We start from the raw sequence: 13,694 nt of genomic DNA, 5'->3' as shown, positions 1-13,694 counted from the left end.
TCTTGTCAGTCCTTCCAGACCAGGAAGTCGAAATCGACGCCCTGATCGGCCTGGGTGACCGTGTTCATGTATAGGTTCCGATAGCCGCGCTTGTGGGTCGGCTGCACCGTCTCCGGCTTGATCTCCTCCAGGCGCTTCGCGATCTCCGCGTCGTCCACCAGCAGGTCGATGGAGCGGTTCTCCACCGAGATCCGGATGCGGTCCCCGGTGCGCACCACGCCGAGCGGGCCGCCATCGGCGGCTTCCGGGGTGACGTGCAGGACGATGGTGCCGAAGGCCGTGCCGCTCATGCGGGCGTCGGAGATGCGGACCATGTCCTTCACCCCGGCGCGGGCCAGCTTCTTCGGGATCGGCAGGTAGCCCGCCTCCGGCATCGCCGCCGGGCTCTTCGGGCCGGCATTCTGCAGCACCAGGAAGTCGTCGGGATTGACGTCCAGGTCGGGATCGTCGATCCGCGCCGCCAGGTCCGCCAGGCTGGAGAACACCACCGCCCGGCCTTCCTTCTCGAACAGGGTCGGATCGGCCGCCGAGCGCTTGAGGATCGCGCCGCGCGGGGCGAGCGAGCCGAACAGGGCGACCAGGCCGCCCTTGTCCTGGAACGGCTCCTCGAAGGTGCGCACGATGTTGTGGTCGATCCAGGTCTTGTCCGCATCCAGCCGGTCGCCCAGGGTCTCGCCGGTGACGCTCACCGTGTCCAGATGCAGCAGCGGCCGCAGGGCGTGGAGCACGCCGACCAGCCCGCCGGCGGCGAACAGGTCCTCCATGTAATGCGCACCCGTCGGCTTCAGGTCGACCAGCACCGGGGTCTCGTCCGACATCACGTTCAGCCGGTTGAGATCGACGGGGATGCCGAGACGGCCGGCGATGGCGGTCAGGTGGACGATGGCGTTGGTCGACCCGCCGATGGCGAGCAGAACGCGCAGGGCATTCTCCACCGACTTCTCGGTGATGATGTCGCGCGGCAGCAGCCGGTCGTCGCCCTTGGCGAGCGCCAGTTCCATGGCGCGCACGCCCGATGCCTCGGCGGCGCGCAGGCGGTCGGCATGGACCCCCGGGATGGAAGCGGTGCCCGGCAGGGTCATGCCCAGGGCCTCGGCGATGCAGGCCATGGTGCTGGCCGTGCCCATGACGGCGCAGGTGCCGGCGGTGGTGGCGAGGCTGCCCTCGATCCGCTTGATGCCCTCGTCCGACACCTCGCCGGCGCGGTACTTGCCCCAGAACCGGCGGCAGTCGGTGCACGCGCCCAGGCGCTCGCCGTCATAGGGCGAGGTCAGCATCGGGCCGACGGCGCAGTAGACCACCGGGACTTCCGCGTTGGCCGCCCCCATGAGCTGGGCCGGCAGGGTCTTGTCGCAGCCGCCGATCACCACGACCGCGTCCATCGGCTGGGCGCGGATCATCTCCTCCACGTCCATGCTCATCAGGTTGCGGTACATCAGGGAGGTCGGGTTCAGGAAGGTCTCGCCCAGGGAGATCGTCGGGAACTCGATCGGCAGGCCGCCGGCGGCGAGCACCCCGCGCTTGGTGGCCTCGACCAGTTCCGGCATCAGCCGGTGGCAGTTGTTGAAGCCGCTCCCCGAGGAGCAGATCCCGACCACGGGCTTGTCCAGCATCTCGCGGCTGTAGCCCATGGACGAGGCCATGGAGCGCCGCAGGTAGAGGCTGAACTCGTTGTCGCCGTAGTTGGTCAGGCCGCGTCCGAGGCCCTTGGGCGTTTCGTCATTGGTCATTATTTGGTTCCTCCCGCGCGCACCATAGTCGCGGGCGGTGCGGATTGGGAAGGCGCGCAAATCGAAGGGACACGCCTCTCCCGGCGATCCTTCAATCTTTTCCCTCACAGCGCCTTCCTGGACGCCTCCGGCCGCAAGGTCGGATGAGATCCAGGATCGTGGCACTGGCAGCGACGTGCCACGATCCTGGATCGCCCCACCCGGACGGAGTCCGGGCAGGACGTCCAGGAAGTCGGGAAAATGCAGGAATGCAGGAGAGCCGACAGCATGCGCCGAGACCGGCGTAGCCGCCTCGCCCCATTTCCCAACGCGACTTCTCCCAACGCGACTGCCTGGACGGACCTTCCGGACCCCGTCCGGGAGGGGAGATCCAGGACCGTGGCACCCGGTAGACGGAGCACGGTCCTTGATCTCCTCCGGCGAAGGGCCGGAGGGGTCCAGGAAGTCGGTTATTGGGCGATCGGAGCTCTCGGGACCGCGGCGTCCGCCCGGTCTCAGCTCGTGCGGCGCAGGACGAAGCGTAGGACCTCGCCCTCCTCCGCCGCGACCAGTTCGTGGCCGGATTGGCGGGCGTAGTGGCGGAAATCCAGCACCGCCGCCGGATCGGTGACCAGCACCTCCAGCAGCGCCCCGATCTCGACCTGTCCGATCGTCTTGCGCGCCTTCAGCACCGGCAGCGGACATTTCAGGCCGCGCACGTCGAGGGATTTGGCAATCGGTTCGTCAGCGCTCATCCGGCGTGTCCTGGGCAAATTGCGTCGCCGCACCCGTCGGCCGGGCGTCGGCGATCTCCCGCACCATCTTCGCCAGCACGGTCTGGGTAAAGCCCCTCTCTTCGGTCGCCACCACGACGAAGGCGCCGAGTCCGCCGATCACGTCCATCTCGTAATGCTCCTCCAGCGGCTCGCCGCTCGGCCCGGTGCGCACATTGCGGTTGGCGACGACCAGCCCGTTGATGGTGATGCCGTCGGCGACGGCCATCGAGCGGATCAGGGCGAGCGGCCGGCCGCCGATCTGCGGGCCGTCGCCGGACAGGTCGATCACCTTGCGGGCACCCTGAATGTCGTTGGTGCGGATCAGGTCGGCGGAATAGGCGATGGCCTCGCTGATCGAGTTGTAGCCATAGGCCGCCCGAGGGGCCGCCAGCAGCTTCGCGCCCCAAGCCAGGGCGTCGTCGCGGCCGGCGATGACGGTCCAGTCGACGATGGTGTGCTGGCTCTCCGGCGCGCCCCATTCCACGAAGGCCACCGCGATCCGGCCGAGCGGACCGGCGGCGATCACGTCCTGCACCCGCTGGTCGGCAAGGGCCGCGGCATAGCCCTGACGCTGGAAACGGAGCTCCTCGTCGTCGATCGATCCCGACCCGTCCGAGGCGAAAACCAGTTCCAGATCGACCTCGATCGGGGACCCGGTCTGGACCTGCACCTGGGCCTGCGCGACGGGGGTTAAGACCAGCGCCGCCAACAGAAAAAACCCGGTCCAGCCTGTGGATATGTGCCGAAGCGCCGAAAGGCCACCAAGGGGAGAAACCCGCCGCTTTTCGCTCAACCGACGATCCGGCGAATTTTTAACTTTAAAATCCAAGTCGGTTTCGGCGGATCGCCTATGATTCCGAAGGCCAAAAATTGTCCACATCACATCCACAGCCCCATCGCTCGAAGGTGTCTGTCACATGTGCGAGTAGCAGCACTTCAGGAATTCAAAGTGGCAGGGTGGCAGCGATCAACTCGCAATGCCGTGAGGAATGCCACGAGCGGCCGGTAATCGCTCCGACCCGGGGTCAGGATCGGGGCGCGGTCCTGCCGGCGATCCGGTCGGCCTCGGCCTGGGCGCGCTCGTGGATGAAGTCCAGCACCGCGCGGATCCGCGCTAGCTTCGACAGGTCGCGGTGGACCAGCAGCCAGAGGTCCACGCCGGGGATCTCGGTGCCGGGCAGCACCCGGACGACATCGCGGGCTTCGTCGCCCACCATGCAGGGCACCAGGGCGATGCCGATCCCCGCCCGGGCGGCGGCGAGGCGGGCGCTGGCCGGATTGGTGGCGAAGGCCGGCGGCCGCCCGCCCATCTGCTGACGCAGCCAGCTCACCGGCGCGTTCTCCGGAAACCCGTCCAGCCAGTCGATCACCGCGTGTCCGGCCAGATCGCCGGGCGCGGCCGGCATTCCATGGGTCTCCAGATAGGCGGACGACGCGTACAGGCCGAAGCCGAGCGTGCCGATGCGGCGGATCACCAGGTCGCCCTGCTCCGGCCGGGCCATGCGGATGGCGACGTCCGCCTCGCGGCGCGACAGGTTGAGGAAGCGGTACTCGTTGACGACCTGCAGCCGGATGCCCGGGTGGCGATCCTGCAGCAGCGGCAGGTTACGGATGAGAAACGGGACGATGAGGGACTCGGTGGAGGTCACGGCCACCGTGCCGGTCAGCCCCCGGTCCTCGGCGTCGAAGGCGCGGGCGAGGCCGAACATCTCGGTCTCGATGGCACGGGCGCGACCCGCCAGCTTCTCGCCCGCCTCGGTGAGGCCGTAGCCGTCCTGGCGCCGGTCGAACAGCCGAACCTCGAACCGGGCCTCCAGCGCGTCGATGTGACGGCTAACCGTGGCCGGGTTGACCCGCAGGGTCCGCGCCGCCGCCGACAGGCTGCCCTCCGCCGCCACCGCCAGGAAGTAGCGCAGGTCGTCCCAGTTCATGCTGCCAGAGCCCATGTGGCCAGACGCGCCGCCGGACATGCCCGTCACCTCGGTCGAAATTTGCAAAGCCGTCGGCCATGATCCGCCCCCGGCTTTGCGGAATCAAGGGATTGGACCGGGCGGCGGCGGGACCGGCGGCGGGGAGTGCGGGTGACCGCGCATGTCCGGCAGATCGCGCAGCACCGCCCGCAGCCCGTCGTCCAGGACCGAGGCCAGCAGGTCCCGGTCGGCGACGAAAAGCCCGGCCTGCCCCAGGGCCAGCGCGAGACCGACAGGCGAGGCCGGCACGCCGCCCGCGCCGCGGCTCGCCCGATGCCGGGACCGCCACAGGGTGACGCCGTGGCGCAGGTCCACGAGTCGCAGCGCCAGATCGACCTGCGCCACGCTCCAGACGACCGCGAAGGTGCGGGTCGCGTGCACCGACAGCTCGGCACCATGGCCGCATCCGACCCGCTCGGCGAAACGTTTTCGTTCCACCGACTGGCGTTCGGTGACACGAAAATCGTCGTATGGAACGCCGGAATCGAGGGATGCGTCTTGCGAAAATTCAGGAAAAGCGGCGGGCGCCAGATCGAGGGCCAGCCGGCGGGTCAGACGGTCGCGCGCCTCGGGCCCGATGACGGTATCGACCCGGCCGGACAGGTGCCGGGTCAAGGCGTGCTCGGCGACCCGGGCCGCGATCTCTCCCGACGCGGCGGCCGGCAGGATCGCCACGCAGGACGGGGGGCGCGCCAGAAGTCCGGAGTCGGCCCCTCCCCGCCCGGATCCGGCGCGGGAACCGCGATGCAGGCCGACACGCCCAGGAGCAGGGCGAGGCCGAGACCCCGCCCTATCGGCGCCGCCCGGATCAGTCGCATTGCCCGAGCCTCCCCAGCGCGACCCGGTCGCCGGACGATGAGCCGGCCGGCCGGCCGTCGATGCGGATATCGGCAAGCACGAGCAGGTCCCCGTCCACCGCATAGGCGGCGGACAGGGCCGTCGCGCCGGGGCCGGCCAGCCGGGCGAGACCGCCGAGCAGACGGGCATCGAAGTCCCGCGCCAGCAAGGCCACCGGCGTGCCGTCCCGCCTCCCGTGATGGGTCCGGATCCGCTGCGCCAGCCGTCCCGAGCCGGCGGCGGCGAGAGCGTCCGCCCGGCGGAGCAGCGGGGAATAGCCGTCGCGACCGGTCCAAGGCCGGCCCGGCGGATCCTCCAGCCGCCAAAGCCGTCCCGCCGCCATCAGCGCCACGACCAGGCCGCCGCAGCGGGCGAGATGGTCGGCGATCCGCCGCCGGTCCGCCGGCGACGGCGGCCAGAGCAGGGTCAGGGTCGGGCCCGTCCCGGACGACAAGGCCCGGAGCAGCGCCGCCCCGGCAGCGGTCCCGGCCTCCCGGCTGGGGCTCTCGGGCGATCCGGAAGCGGCCGGCTCCGCGGGCGGGCGGGCGGGTGCAGGCGCCGACGCGGCCGCGCCCGCCGGGATCGGAGGCGGCGGCAGGCCGATCCCGGTCAAAGCCATCGCCCGCGGCATCGGATGGACCGAGGCGACCGGCGGCGGACTGGATCGAGGGGGCGGCCCGGCCGGGTTCCGGGCGAGAAAGACCAGAGCGCCAAGAACCAGGGCCAGCAGGACCGGGGCCCACAGGCCGGAGGCGTGTTGCAAGACGGCCGGTGCGTCGGGCGCCGTCACTTTCGGCGCCTTCTCCTCGGGCGCCGTATCCTCGGCGGCCGCCATTCACTTCATGCCGGCGAGGAACCGGCTCTCCATGGTCCGGGCGAGGTCGCGCAGGCGGTCCGGCAAATCCCGCGCCGGCAGGTCATGGAGCAATGCCTGCACCGGGTCGGACCTCGGCCCGTCAGGCGGGGGACCTGCCGACGGAGGAGGGTCCGGTCGGGGTTCACCCGGACGTCCCGCCGGCGCGCCCGGCCCCTGCGAGACCGAGTCCGGTGCCGGGGCCGCAGGTTCGCCCGATGGAGACCGATCCGGCTGCGGCGCGGGACCGACCGCAACCGGGAGATCGGCCCCAGAGGACGCCGGAGCCACCGCTTCCGCCACGCGCTGCCGGGGATCCGGCACCCAGTCGGCAGGGGTCTGGCCGCGCTCCGCCAGGATCAGATAGGCCAGGGCCGCGCCCACCACGGCGTTGAACAGGACGAACTTCACGGTGTGTCCCCCCGCTCCTGCGCCCCGGGCCGGCGGGAGGCCAGCACCAGCAGCACGGCGCGCAGCGAGGCGGCCAGGGGCAGCCCGACCACGGTGGTGGCGAAGGCCAGGGCGAACCGGCCGGTCAGGGTGGCGATCACCCCCGCGACCGTGTCCGGCCCGATCGGCGCGCTGGACAGGCTGGAGATGCCGAGACCGATGCCCAGCAGGGTGAAGGTCAGGGCCAGGGTGGCGATCCCCGAGGCGGCCTGCAGTCCCAGCGCGCGCCAGGTCCGGTCGCCGGGATTGCGATGCAGCCGGACGGCCGCCACCAGGGCGATCAGCGTCAGGAGCAGGACACCGGCGATGAACACCGGCCCGGTCACCCGCTCCGCCTGCAGAGCGAGCGCCGAGGGCCGGTCGCCGGTCGTCCAGACCGCAAGGGCGAGACCGATACTCACCGCCGCCAGCAGGATCGCCAGCGCCCGCGACACCTCCCCCGGCCCGGGCCGGGCCGGAACCGCGCCCGGCCGCATCACCGCCGTCCCACCCGGGCGGCCATGATCCGCGCGGTCGACAGGCCGACCCGCTCGAGCCAGAGGTCGAGCACCGCCATGTCCCGCTCGAGCGAGGCGTGGGCGAGGAACGTCAGGTCGTAATCGGCGAAGGCCCGCCGGGCGATCGGCCGGGTGTCGGCCGCCGTCTTCGGGTCGCGCAGGGCGATCCGCTCCAGGTCGATCAACCGGCGCCGGGCGACCTCCACCGCGCTCTGCCGGGCCGCCGCCTCCCGGTCCGGGTCGAGCAGGGTGACGAGCAGCCTGGCCCGCTCCCGCTCCAGGCTTTCCAGCGCATCGGCCGAGGCGGCCCCGCCCGGGATCAGGAACAACAACACGGCGAGAACGAACGGGATCATCGGCACCATGGCTTCCTCCTTATGTCGACAGGACCTCCGGACAGCGAAGACCTGGAGCGGGCCCAACCTGGACCTGAGCAAGTCGGGACCTGGGCAAGCCGAGCTCACTGCGGGGCGGTGAAGAAACCGACCGCCGCGCTCGGGTCGCGCAGATCGGGCGGTCGGCCAGCACCCGTCGCACCGCCCTGGGGCCGGGTCTCCACCTCGTCGGCCAGAGCCATCGCGTCCAGCGCCACCAGCTTCGCCATATAGGCCAGCACCAGATCCTTCTGATCGAGCAGGGCCAGTCCGCTCTCCGCCTCGGCGATGAGGTGCGCCAGATACTCGGCCTTGCCGAGGTCGCGGCCGTCCACGACGGGCGCGGCGTTCATCGGATGGGCGTCGATCGCCGCCAGCAGACCGTCGATGGCGGCCGCCTGGATGCGGTACTCGCGCCCGTATCGGCTCTCCGGTGCCGCGGACGCGGCGAATAGCTTCATGTCGACGGCCTCGGCACTCGCCTCGAGCCGCCGCTGCGCCGCCTGGCGCCGGTCCGCAAGATCCGCCAGCGCCGGATCGCCGGCCGGCGATCCGGCACGGGTCACCCGCTCCAGAAGCCGCCTGTAGAGGCCGAGTTCGGTCTCGATCCGCCGGCGCTCCAGATCCTGACGCGCGCCCATCAGGGCCACGTAATCCTGCTTGGCGACCAGGAAGCGATGGCGCGCCGCGTCACGCTCCGGCCCCGACGTGGCCTCGGCCGCCGCCTGAAGAGCAGCCAGGGACCCGGCGGCGCCGTCCGCGGCCGCCGCCGTGTCGCGCAGGGCATCGGCCAGGGAGGAGTCGCGGAAATCCCGCTCCACCGCCTTTTCCAGAGAGAAAGTCGGCAAGCGCACAAGCGTCTCGCTCGCCACCGGGGCCCAGCTCGGCGGTTCCTGGGCCGATCCCGGCCGCATCCCCGCGGCGGCGCAGACCAGGGCCGCCAGCACAGCAAGCCGCACGCTCCGGAGCGCCCTCATCGGTGCCACCGTTCGATCCGGGCCAGTTCCTCGGCCAGCGGGCGCGGCACGCTGCCCCGCCCGCTTTCCGCCGCGACCACCGCCCGCAGGCTGTCGAGGAAGGACGCCCCGTCCTCGAAGTACAGGTCGCGGGCCGGAAACGCCTCCGCGAACCGATCCAGACCGGCGCGCGCGCCCGCCACGTCGCCGCCTTTCAGTCGGCTCTGCACCGCCACCGCGTAGGCGCGCATGCGCTCTTCCAGATCGAGCTGGGCGGCCGCGGCACCGAGATCCGCCTCGCAGCCCTCCAGCAGTCGGGCGACCGCGAGGTAGCGGACGGCATCGCCGGACGCGCGCGCCTGCCGGTCCAGAGCCAGTCCCTCGTCGCGGCAGGACCGGTAGGCCCGCATGGCCTCCACCTCGGCGAACCGCGCCTCGCGATAGCCGATCCCCTCCGCCGCCGGCGGAGGCGGCACGGCGCAGGCGGCCAAGGCCGCAGCCAGGGTCACGGCCAGGGTGACGGCTGGCGCGACGGCGGAAACGGAACGGAGCCCGGCTTTGCCCATGGCTGCCTCCTGCGGCGAGCGGGGTGATCTCCATCGCCATGGACAGCCCAGGGCCGGTTTTCAGCGTGCCGGCGTCACCCGATGAAAAATTTCTCGCACCTCCACGTCCAGATCGCGCAGTCCGGCGACCAGCGTGTCGACCTCGCCGGCCGACAGCAGGTCGATACCGGCAAGCGCACCGTCGACCTGTGGCCGGTCGCCCTCGGCCAGAACCAGCAAGCCGCGCACCACGATCGGGCGCCGCGCCCAGTCCGGCGGCTGCACCCGGACTGTGCCGCTCGCGCCGGGATCGAGGGTCCCGACCGCCAGTTCGGTGTGGCGCCGGCGCGAGGCGTATTCGCGCACGCCCCCCTGGACGGCCCCATACAGCCACAGCCGCACGGGCCCGCCCCCGGTATTGGTCGCGCGGAACGCCACCGCACAGACCCCGGCAACGGAGACCACCGCCGGATCGACGGGATGCCCGGTGCCGCAACCGTCGCCGGCCATCCGCGCCTCCAGCACCTCGAAGGCCACGGCCCCGGCATCGAAGGCCGGCGGCCCGGCGGGCATCGGCGATGCGGATGCCTCCGCCGACGGGACGGCGTCGGGCGGGCTGCGCGCTGCCTCACCGTCCGGCCGGAGGGCCCAGAAGCCGCCGCCGACAGCCAGGAGCAGCGCCACGGCGGCCCCGGCGCGCCGCCTCGGATCGCCACGCCGGACCTTGGGCGCCGCCAGGCCGAGATGGGCCAGAACCTCCTCCACCCGCGCCGCCGCGAGCGGCTCCGCCAGGTCGGGTAGGGCGTCGGCATGGACCGGGGCGGCGACGGCGAGCACGGGCACCCCCACCGCCATCAAGTCGGCCGAGCGGCGCGCCTTCTCCGCCACCCGCTCCACCGGTCCGATCGCCAGGTCGGCGGAGACGGTGCCGGTGGCCCAGACGATGCCGGCCGCCGGCTCATCGTCCTCGGCGAGCCGGCCCGCGGCCTTCAGACGATGGGCGATGTAGAGGCCGAGCTGCCAGCTCCGCCCGTCGTCGATGGGGCGGTCGACATCGACCCGGAAGACCCGGTGGCCGACGTCCCGCTCGACCACCCCGGTGGGCCGGCGCACGAACGCGTCGTAATCGTCGGAGATCGCCAGGGCGGTCGCAGTGCCCCGGAGGCAGACCACCGAGCGCAGCTCCGGATCCTCCGGCGTGATCCGGCGCACCACGCTGGGCCCGGCCGTGGTGGCGATGGCGACCCGCAGCCGGTCGCCGGCCGCCGCCGGCCGATCGGTGCGCTCGGCCGTCACGCCTTACACGAGGTAGAGACGGGCATCCGCATCCCTCAGGGCCCCCAGGAGCGGATCGGCATCGTCGACGAGAAGCTGGATCGCGCCGGCGCGCGGGGCCGGCAGGGCGACCTCCACCGGTGCCCGCGCATCCAGCACGACGATCAGGCGGGTCACCGGAACCGCGGTTTCCTCCAGGGCGACCGTGACATAGCTCTGCCCCGGCGCGCCGCGGGAGGCGACGACCCGGATCCGCGCCCCTTCCGCCCGGCGGTCGATCGACGCCGGCAGGGACGCCGCCTGGGGGGTCGCCGCCGCGGCCGGACGGGGGAACGCGACGGCGGCGGCATCCGCCAGCAGGGCGTCGAGATCCGCGTCGGCCTCGATGCCGGCCGGCAGGGGACGGCCGGTCGCCAGGGCAGACCAGATGGCGGAGGGCGACGGTCGGGCGGCGGAGGAAACGCTCCGGGCCGCCCCGTCGCTCAGCGCCCGCGCGGCATCCAGGGCAACGAAGACCGTCGCCGCAATCTCCTGGCCGTCGCGGTCCAGCGCGTTCCAGCCCGCCGTCATGCGGCGGCGCCGTACAGAGCCCGGAAGCCGTCGCGGAAGCGGTCCGCGTCCCGAGCGAAACCGCCGTCGCCGATCCGCTTCTCGGCCGTGGCGCGCACGGTCTGAAGCCGCACCAGCAGGCGCCGCACCAACGGCGCGCCCGCCGCCATGCCGTCGACCGCCGCGCCCGACCGCCGGTCCTCCGGGGCGAAGCCGGACCGGGCGAGACCGCGCAGGGCCCGCCGGGCGTCGGCGATCAGTCCGGCGACGTCGGGTCCGACGACGGTCGGATCGGCCAGGGCGGCGACCATGCCGGCGACCCCGCCCGGCCGCAAGGCGACGACATTGGGGCCGTCCTCGGCACTCGGCAGCCGATCCCGCAGGCCGCTCAGATCGGCCGCCGGCACCCAGGCCAGGACCTCCAACGCCGCCTCGGCCCGGTCGGCGTCGACCAGCACCGCGAGCGCCGCCAGGGCCATGCGGTCGAGCCGGCGCTCCAGGCGCCGCCACTGCTCGAGCCGCTGACCGTAGGTTTCGCACGCGCTGAGACCGATCAACGCCGCGACCTCCGCCTCGGGCGCCCGGCGGCGCATGGCCTGGCTCAACCGGGCCTGGACCGCGCCGAAGGTGGAGGCGCGCAGGACGGAAAGCGCGAGGGTGCCGGCATGGGAGCCGAGCCGGGCGATCAGGTCGAGCTCGCCGACCTCCTTGCCGGTGAGGAACTTCACCGCGGCGGCCGGGTCGCCCTGCAACGCCCGCAGCTCGTCGGCCTCCCCGTCATGCGCCTCCACCAGGGCGAGGATCGTGCCGGGATCGACCTCCCCCGCATCCCGGTCGGGGCCGACCGGCGCGGCGGTGTCGACGGCATGGCGCTCGAATGCCGCCTGCAGGGCCGTGCGCAGCATGCCGAAGCGCTCGGTGACGGCCCGGAATCCGCGCAGCTCCGCCGCGTCCTCGTCGCCGGCGGTGACGCCCCGGTGCCAGTAGTCCAGCACGGCGCGGTCGTCGAGATCGTCCAGGGTGAAGCCCCCGCCGCGGTCGGCCTCCAGGAAGCCGACGATCCGGGCGAAGATCCGCAGGCTCTGGGCGGTCGACAGATGCTCCCGCAGGTGGTCGTAGAACAGGCGGGACAGGGCATTGGCATGGGCCGTGGCCCGGCGGCCGTCGAACGGGGCGTCCAGCCAGGCGCGGATCTCCGCATCGACCGCCCGGTAGCCCAGGGCCGTGACCATCAGCTCCAGCAGGGCGGCGAGAAAGCCCATGCGCCCGTAGCTCACGGTGAACGGCCCGTCGGGATAGGCGATCGTCACCCCGTCCGCCTCCAGCCGGAAATCCTGGCCGAAGGCCGGGCAGCGGCGGGCCCCGTCCTGGACATGGGCGCGGAAGGCCGGGCCGCGGGCGACCTGAACCCCGAAGATCAGGGCGGGCCAGCCGTGGCGCCCGCCGACCGCATCGGCGACCCGCAGCAGGTGGCAAAGCTCGAGCATCGGCTTGCCGTAGGCCCGGGCGGCGACGGTGCGGGACAGGGCGCGCATGATCGCCGGCGCATATTTTCGCCCGCCGCCGAGATCCGCATCCGCCACCGTGCGGAATGCCGCCTCCAGCTCCGGACTGATCGCCCCGGAGAGCAGCGCGCGTTCGGTGGAGATGCCGTCCATGGCGGTATCCTGATCGGGTCGCGGGGCGAAGCTCCTGCACGCATTGGAGTTTATGATCGCGTATTTTTCAACCGGAAACGAGAAGCGCGCGGAACCGGGCCTTGCGCCGGGCGATGCGGTCCAGCAGCCCGGCCGAGCCGGACCGGTCGTCGTCCAGGGCCCCGTGCCGGACCGGCGGCCACTCCCGGTGCGGGTCGCCGTGCCGGCTTTCGCGCTCGGCAGCGGCACGGTCGGCTGGGCGGTCGGGCGCGACGTCGGCCAGGGCCAGTACGCGCCCCTGCCGGTCGAGCCCGGCGGCGGCGTCGGCGACGCTGTCGGTCAGGGCGCGGATCGCGGCGTCGCGGGCGTGGCGGCGCTCGCCGGTCAGCACCTTGTCCACATAGGCGCGGGTCGCCGGGATGACGCGCGCGTCGCGTCCGCGCCCGACCGCGGAGCCGCCGTTGTAATGCGACAGGGCCAGATCCCAGCGGCCGTCGTACCGGTCGATCAGGTGCTCGAGGAAGGCGATCCCGAGCTGGATGTTGAGGCGGGGGTTCCAGAGCTCGTCCGCCGCCACGCCGAACTCGCCCCGCGCGGTCGCCGGCATGATCTGCATGACCCCGCGTGCGCCGGCCGGGCTGACCGCGTCGGCGTCGAACCCGGATTCCGCTTCGGCGACCGCAAGGGCCAGGGACGGCGGCACCAGATCGCTGCGCAGCGCCTCCTGCACCACCATGCGCCGCACCTCCTCCCGCGAAGCCCCCTCCTCCCGCGCCCCGGCGGGAGAAGCGAGCAACAGAGCGGCGACCAACGCCAGAACGCCCCCTCTCATGGCACGACGCCCCGGGGCAGCTGGTCGAGCCAGGCCGGGTCGAGGGCGGCGACCAGGACGTCGCCCGCCACCCGGCCCTGGGCCGCCAGCACTTCGGTCAGCGGCAGGGCCGGATCGACGGCCAGCAGCACCCGTCCCGACAAGGCTTGCGGGTCGACCGTCCGCCCTTGCCGATCCCGGAACCCTCCCGCGTGAAACAGCACGACGGTCCGCTCCGCCTCGGCGGCGGGCGGCGCCGCGCTTCCGCCGGCGGTCCGCACCGCCGGCACTCCGTCCTGCGCGGTGGTGGTCGGGGCGCCCATGGACATCAGGGCCAGCACCAGGATGCAGAAGAAGGCCATGGCCAGGGCCAGAGCGATTTCGGTCAGTCCGCCGGCGATCGCGTCGTCTTCCATGAAACCCTCCTCGGCCGCAGCTTTCCGATCGTTCACCTA

Annotated in this window: 15 protein-coding genes; all 15 read right to left on the bottom strand. The window is 72.6% G+C overall.

Translation table 11 applies throughout. The features are described from left to right. Positions 1 to 5: 5 nt before the first annotated feature. Complete coding sequence (locus tag T8K17_RS13255) at positions 6 to 1,730, bottom strand: dihydroxy-acid dehydratase (RefSeq protein ID WP_322330206.1); 1,725 nt, start codon at positions 1,728 to 1,730, stop codon at positions 6 to 8. Between the two features lie 494 nt (positions 1,731 to 2,224). Then, positions 2,225 to 2,464, bottom strand: coding sequence for a sulfurtransferase TusA family protein (locus tag T8K17_RS13250; RefSeq protein ID WP_322330205.1), 240 nt, complete (start codon positions 2,462 to 2,464; stop codon positions 2,225 to 2,227). Then, the gene (locus T8K17_RS13245) at positions 2,454 to 3,155 is read right to left on the bottom strand and encodes a DUF1194 domain-containing protein (RefSeq protein ID WP_322330204.1); all 702 of its coding nucleotides are present in this window, start codon (positions 3,153 to 3,155) and stop codon (positions 2,454 to 2,456) included. The genes T8K17_RS13250 and T8K17_RS13245 overlap by 11 nt, the downstream gene beginning before the upstream one ends. Positions 3,156 to 3,510: 355 nt before the next feature. Further along, positions 3,511 to 4,455 carry a LysR family transcriptional regulator gene (locus T8K17_RS13240; protein ID WP_322330203.1) on the bottom strand — a complete coding sequence of 315 codons (945 nt, stop codon included), beginning with the start codon at positions 4,453 to 4,455 and terminating at the stop codon, positions 3,511 to 3,513. Between the two features lie 63 nt (positions 4,456 to 4,518). Then, positions 4,519 to 5,130: a hypothetical protein gene (locus T8K17_RS13235; protein WP_322330202.1), complete on the bottom strand. Its 612-nt coding sequence runs from the start codon at positions 5,128 to 5,130 to the stop codon at positions 4,519 to 4,521. Positions 5,131 to 5,263: 133 nt separating this feature from the next. Further along, entirely contained in the window at positions 5,264 to 6,127 is an 864-nt protein-coding gene (locus T8K17_RS13230) for a hypothetical protein (RefSeq protein ID WP_322330201.1), read from the bottom strand. A gap of 425 nt (positions 6,128 to 6,552) precedes the next feature. Then, complete coding sequence (locus tag T8K17_RS13225) at positions 6,553 to 7,071, bottom strand: hypothetical protein (protein WP_322330200.1); 519 nt, start codon at positions 7,069 to 7,071, stop codon at positions 6,553 to 6,555. After that, on the bottom strand, positions 7,071 to 7,457 hold the full coding sequence (locus T8K17_RS13220) for a hypothetical protein (RefSeq protein ID WP_322330199.1): 387 nt from the start codon (positions 7,455 to 7,457) through the stop codon (positions 7,071 to 7,073). Before T8K17_RS13220 ends, T8K17_RS13225 begins: the two co-directional genes overlap by 1 nt. 95 nt (positions 7,458 to 7,552) lie before the next feature. Next, complete coding sequence (locus tag T8K17_RS13215; RefSeq protein WP_322330198.1) at positions 7,553 to 8,443, bottom strand: hypothetical protein; 891 nt, start codon at positions 8,441 to 8,443, stop codon at positions 7,553 to 7,555. After that, on the bottom strand, positions 8,440 to 8,988 hold the full coding sequence (locus T8K17_RS13210; protein WP_322330197.1) for a hypothetical protein: 549 nt from the start codon (positions 8,986 to 8,988) through the stop codon (positions 8,440 to 8,442). Before T8K17_RS13210 ends, T8K17_RS13215 begins: the two co-directional genes overlap by 4 nt. Positions 8,989 to 9,048: 60 nt before the next feature. Then, positions 9,049 to 10,263 (bottom strand): hypothetical protein, encoded by a 1,215-nt coding sequence (locus T8K17_RS13205; RefSeq protein WP_322330196.1) that lies wholly within the window; start codon positions 10,261 to 10,263, stop codon positions 9,049 to 9,051. A 3-nt stretch (positions 10,264 to 10,266) separates the two neighbouring features. Beyond that, on the bottom strand, positions 10,267 to 10,812 hold the full coding sequence (locus tag T8K17_RS13200; RefSeq protein WP_322330195.1) for a hypothetical protein: 546 nt from the start codon (positions 10,810 to 10,812) through the stop codon (positions 10,267 to 10,269). Further along, a complete protein-coding gene (locus T8K17_RS13195) occupies positions 10,809 to 12,449 on the bottom strand; it encodes a hypothetical protein (RefSeq protein WP_322330194.1) in 1,641 nt (546 codons plus the stop codon). Before T8K17_RS13195 ends, T8K17_RS13200 begins: the two co-directional genes overlap by 4 nt. A 67-nt stretch (positions 12,450 to 12,516) precedes the next feature. Beyond that, positions 12,517 to 13,260 (bottom strand): lytic transglycosylase domain-containing protein, encoded by a 744-nt coding sequence (locus T8K17_RS13190; RefSeq protein ID WP_322330193.1) that lies wholly within the window; start codon positions 13,258 to 13,260, stop codon positions 12,517 to 12,519. Beyond that, on the bottom strand, positions 13,257 to 13,655 hold the full coding sequence (locus T8K17_RS13185; RefSeq protein WP_322330192.1) for a hypothetical protein: 399 nt from the start codon (positions 13,653 to 13,655) through the stop codon (positions 13,257 to 13,259). Before T8K17_RS13185 ends, T8K17_RS13190 begins: the two co-directional genes overlap by 4 nt. Between the last annotated feature and the right edge of the window lie 39 nt (positions 13,656 to 13,694).

The organism is Thalassobaculum sp. OXR-137, from assembly GCF_034377285.1.
Taxonomy (GTDB): Bacteria; Pseudomonadota; Alphaproteobacteria; order Thalassobaculales; family Thalassobaculaceae; genus Thalassobaculum.
Note: the sequence above shows the minus strand (reverse complement) of the source record. Positions and strands in the feature narration are given on the sequence as shown.

Coding starts and splice junctions, on each gene's coding strand:
- T8K17_RS13255 (WP_322330206.1), bottom strand. CDS start 1,730: ATGACCAATGACGAAACGCCCAAGGGCCTCGGACGCGGCCTGACCAAC.
- T8K17_RS13250 (WP_322330205.1), bottom strand. CDS start 2,464: ATGAGCGCTGACGAACCGATTGCCAAATCCCTCGACGTGCGCGGCCTG.
- T8K17_RS13240 (WP_322330203.1), bottom strand. CDS start 4,455: ATGTCCGGCGGCGCGTCTGGCCACATGGGCTCTGGCAGCATGAACTGG.
- T8K17_RS13230 (WP_322330201.1), bottom strand. CDS start 6,127: ATGGCGGCCGCCGAGGATACGGCGCCCGAGGAGAAGGCGCCGAAAGTG.
- T8K17_RS13225 (WP_322330200.1), bottom strand. CDS start 7,071: ATGCGGCCGGGCGCGGTTCCGGCCCGGCCCGGGCCGGGGGAGGTGTCG.
- T8K17_RS13220 (WP_322330199.1), bottom strand. CDS start 7,457: ATGGTGCCGATGATCCCGTTCGTTCTCGCCGTGTTGTTGTTCCTGATC.
- T8K17_RS13215 (WP_322330198.1), bottom strand. CDS start 8,443: ATGAGGGCGCTCCGGAGCGTGCGGCTTGCTGTGCTGGCGGCCCTGGTC.
- T8K17_RS13210 (WP_322330197.1), bottom strand. CDS start 8,988: ATGGGCAAAGCCGGGCTCCGTTCCGTTTCCGCCGTCGCGCCAGCCGTC.
- T8K17_RS13200 (WP_322330195.1), bottom strand. CDS start 10,812: ATGACGGCGGGCTGGAACGCGCTGGACCGCGACGGCCAGGAGATTGCG.
- T8K17_RS13195 (WP_322330194.1), bottom strand. CDS start 12,449: ATGGACGGCATCTCCACCGAACGCGCGCTGCTCTCCGGGGCGATCAGT.
- T8K17_RS13190 (WP_322330193.1), bottom strand. CDS start 13,260: ATGAGAGGGGGCGTTCTGGCGTTGGTCGCCGCTCTGTTGCTCGCTTCT.
- T8K17_RS13185 (WP_322330192.1), bottom strand. CDS start 13,655: ATGGAAGACGACGCGATCGCCGGCGGACTGACCGAAATCGCTCTGGCC.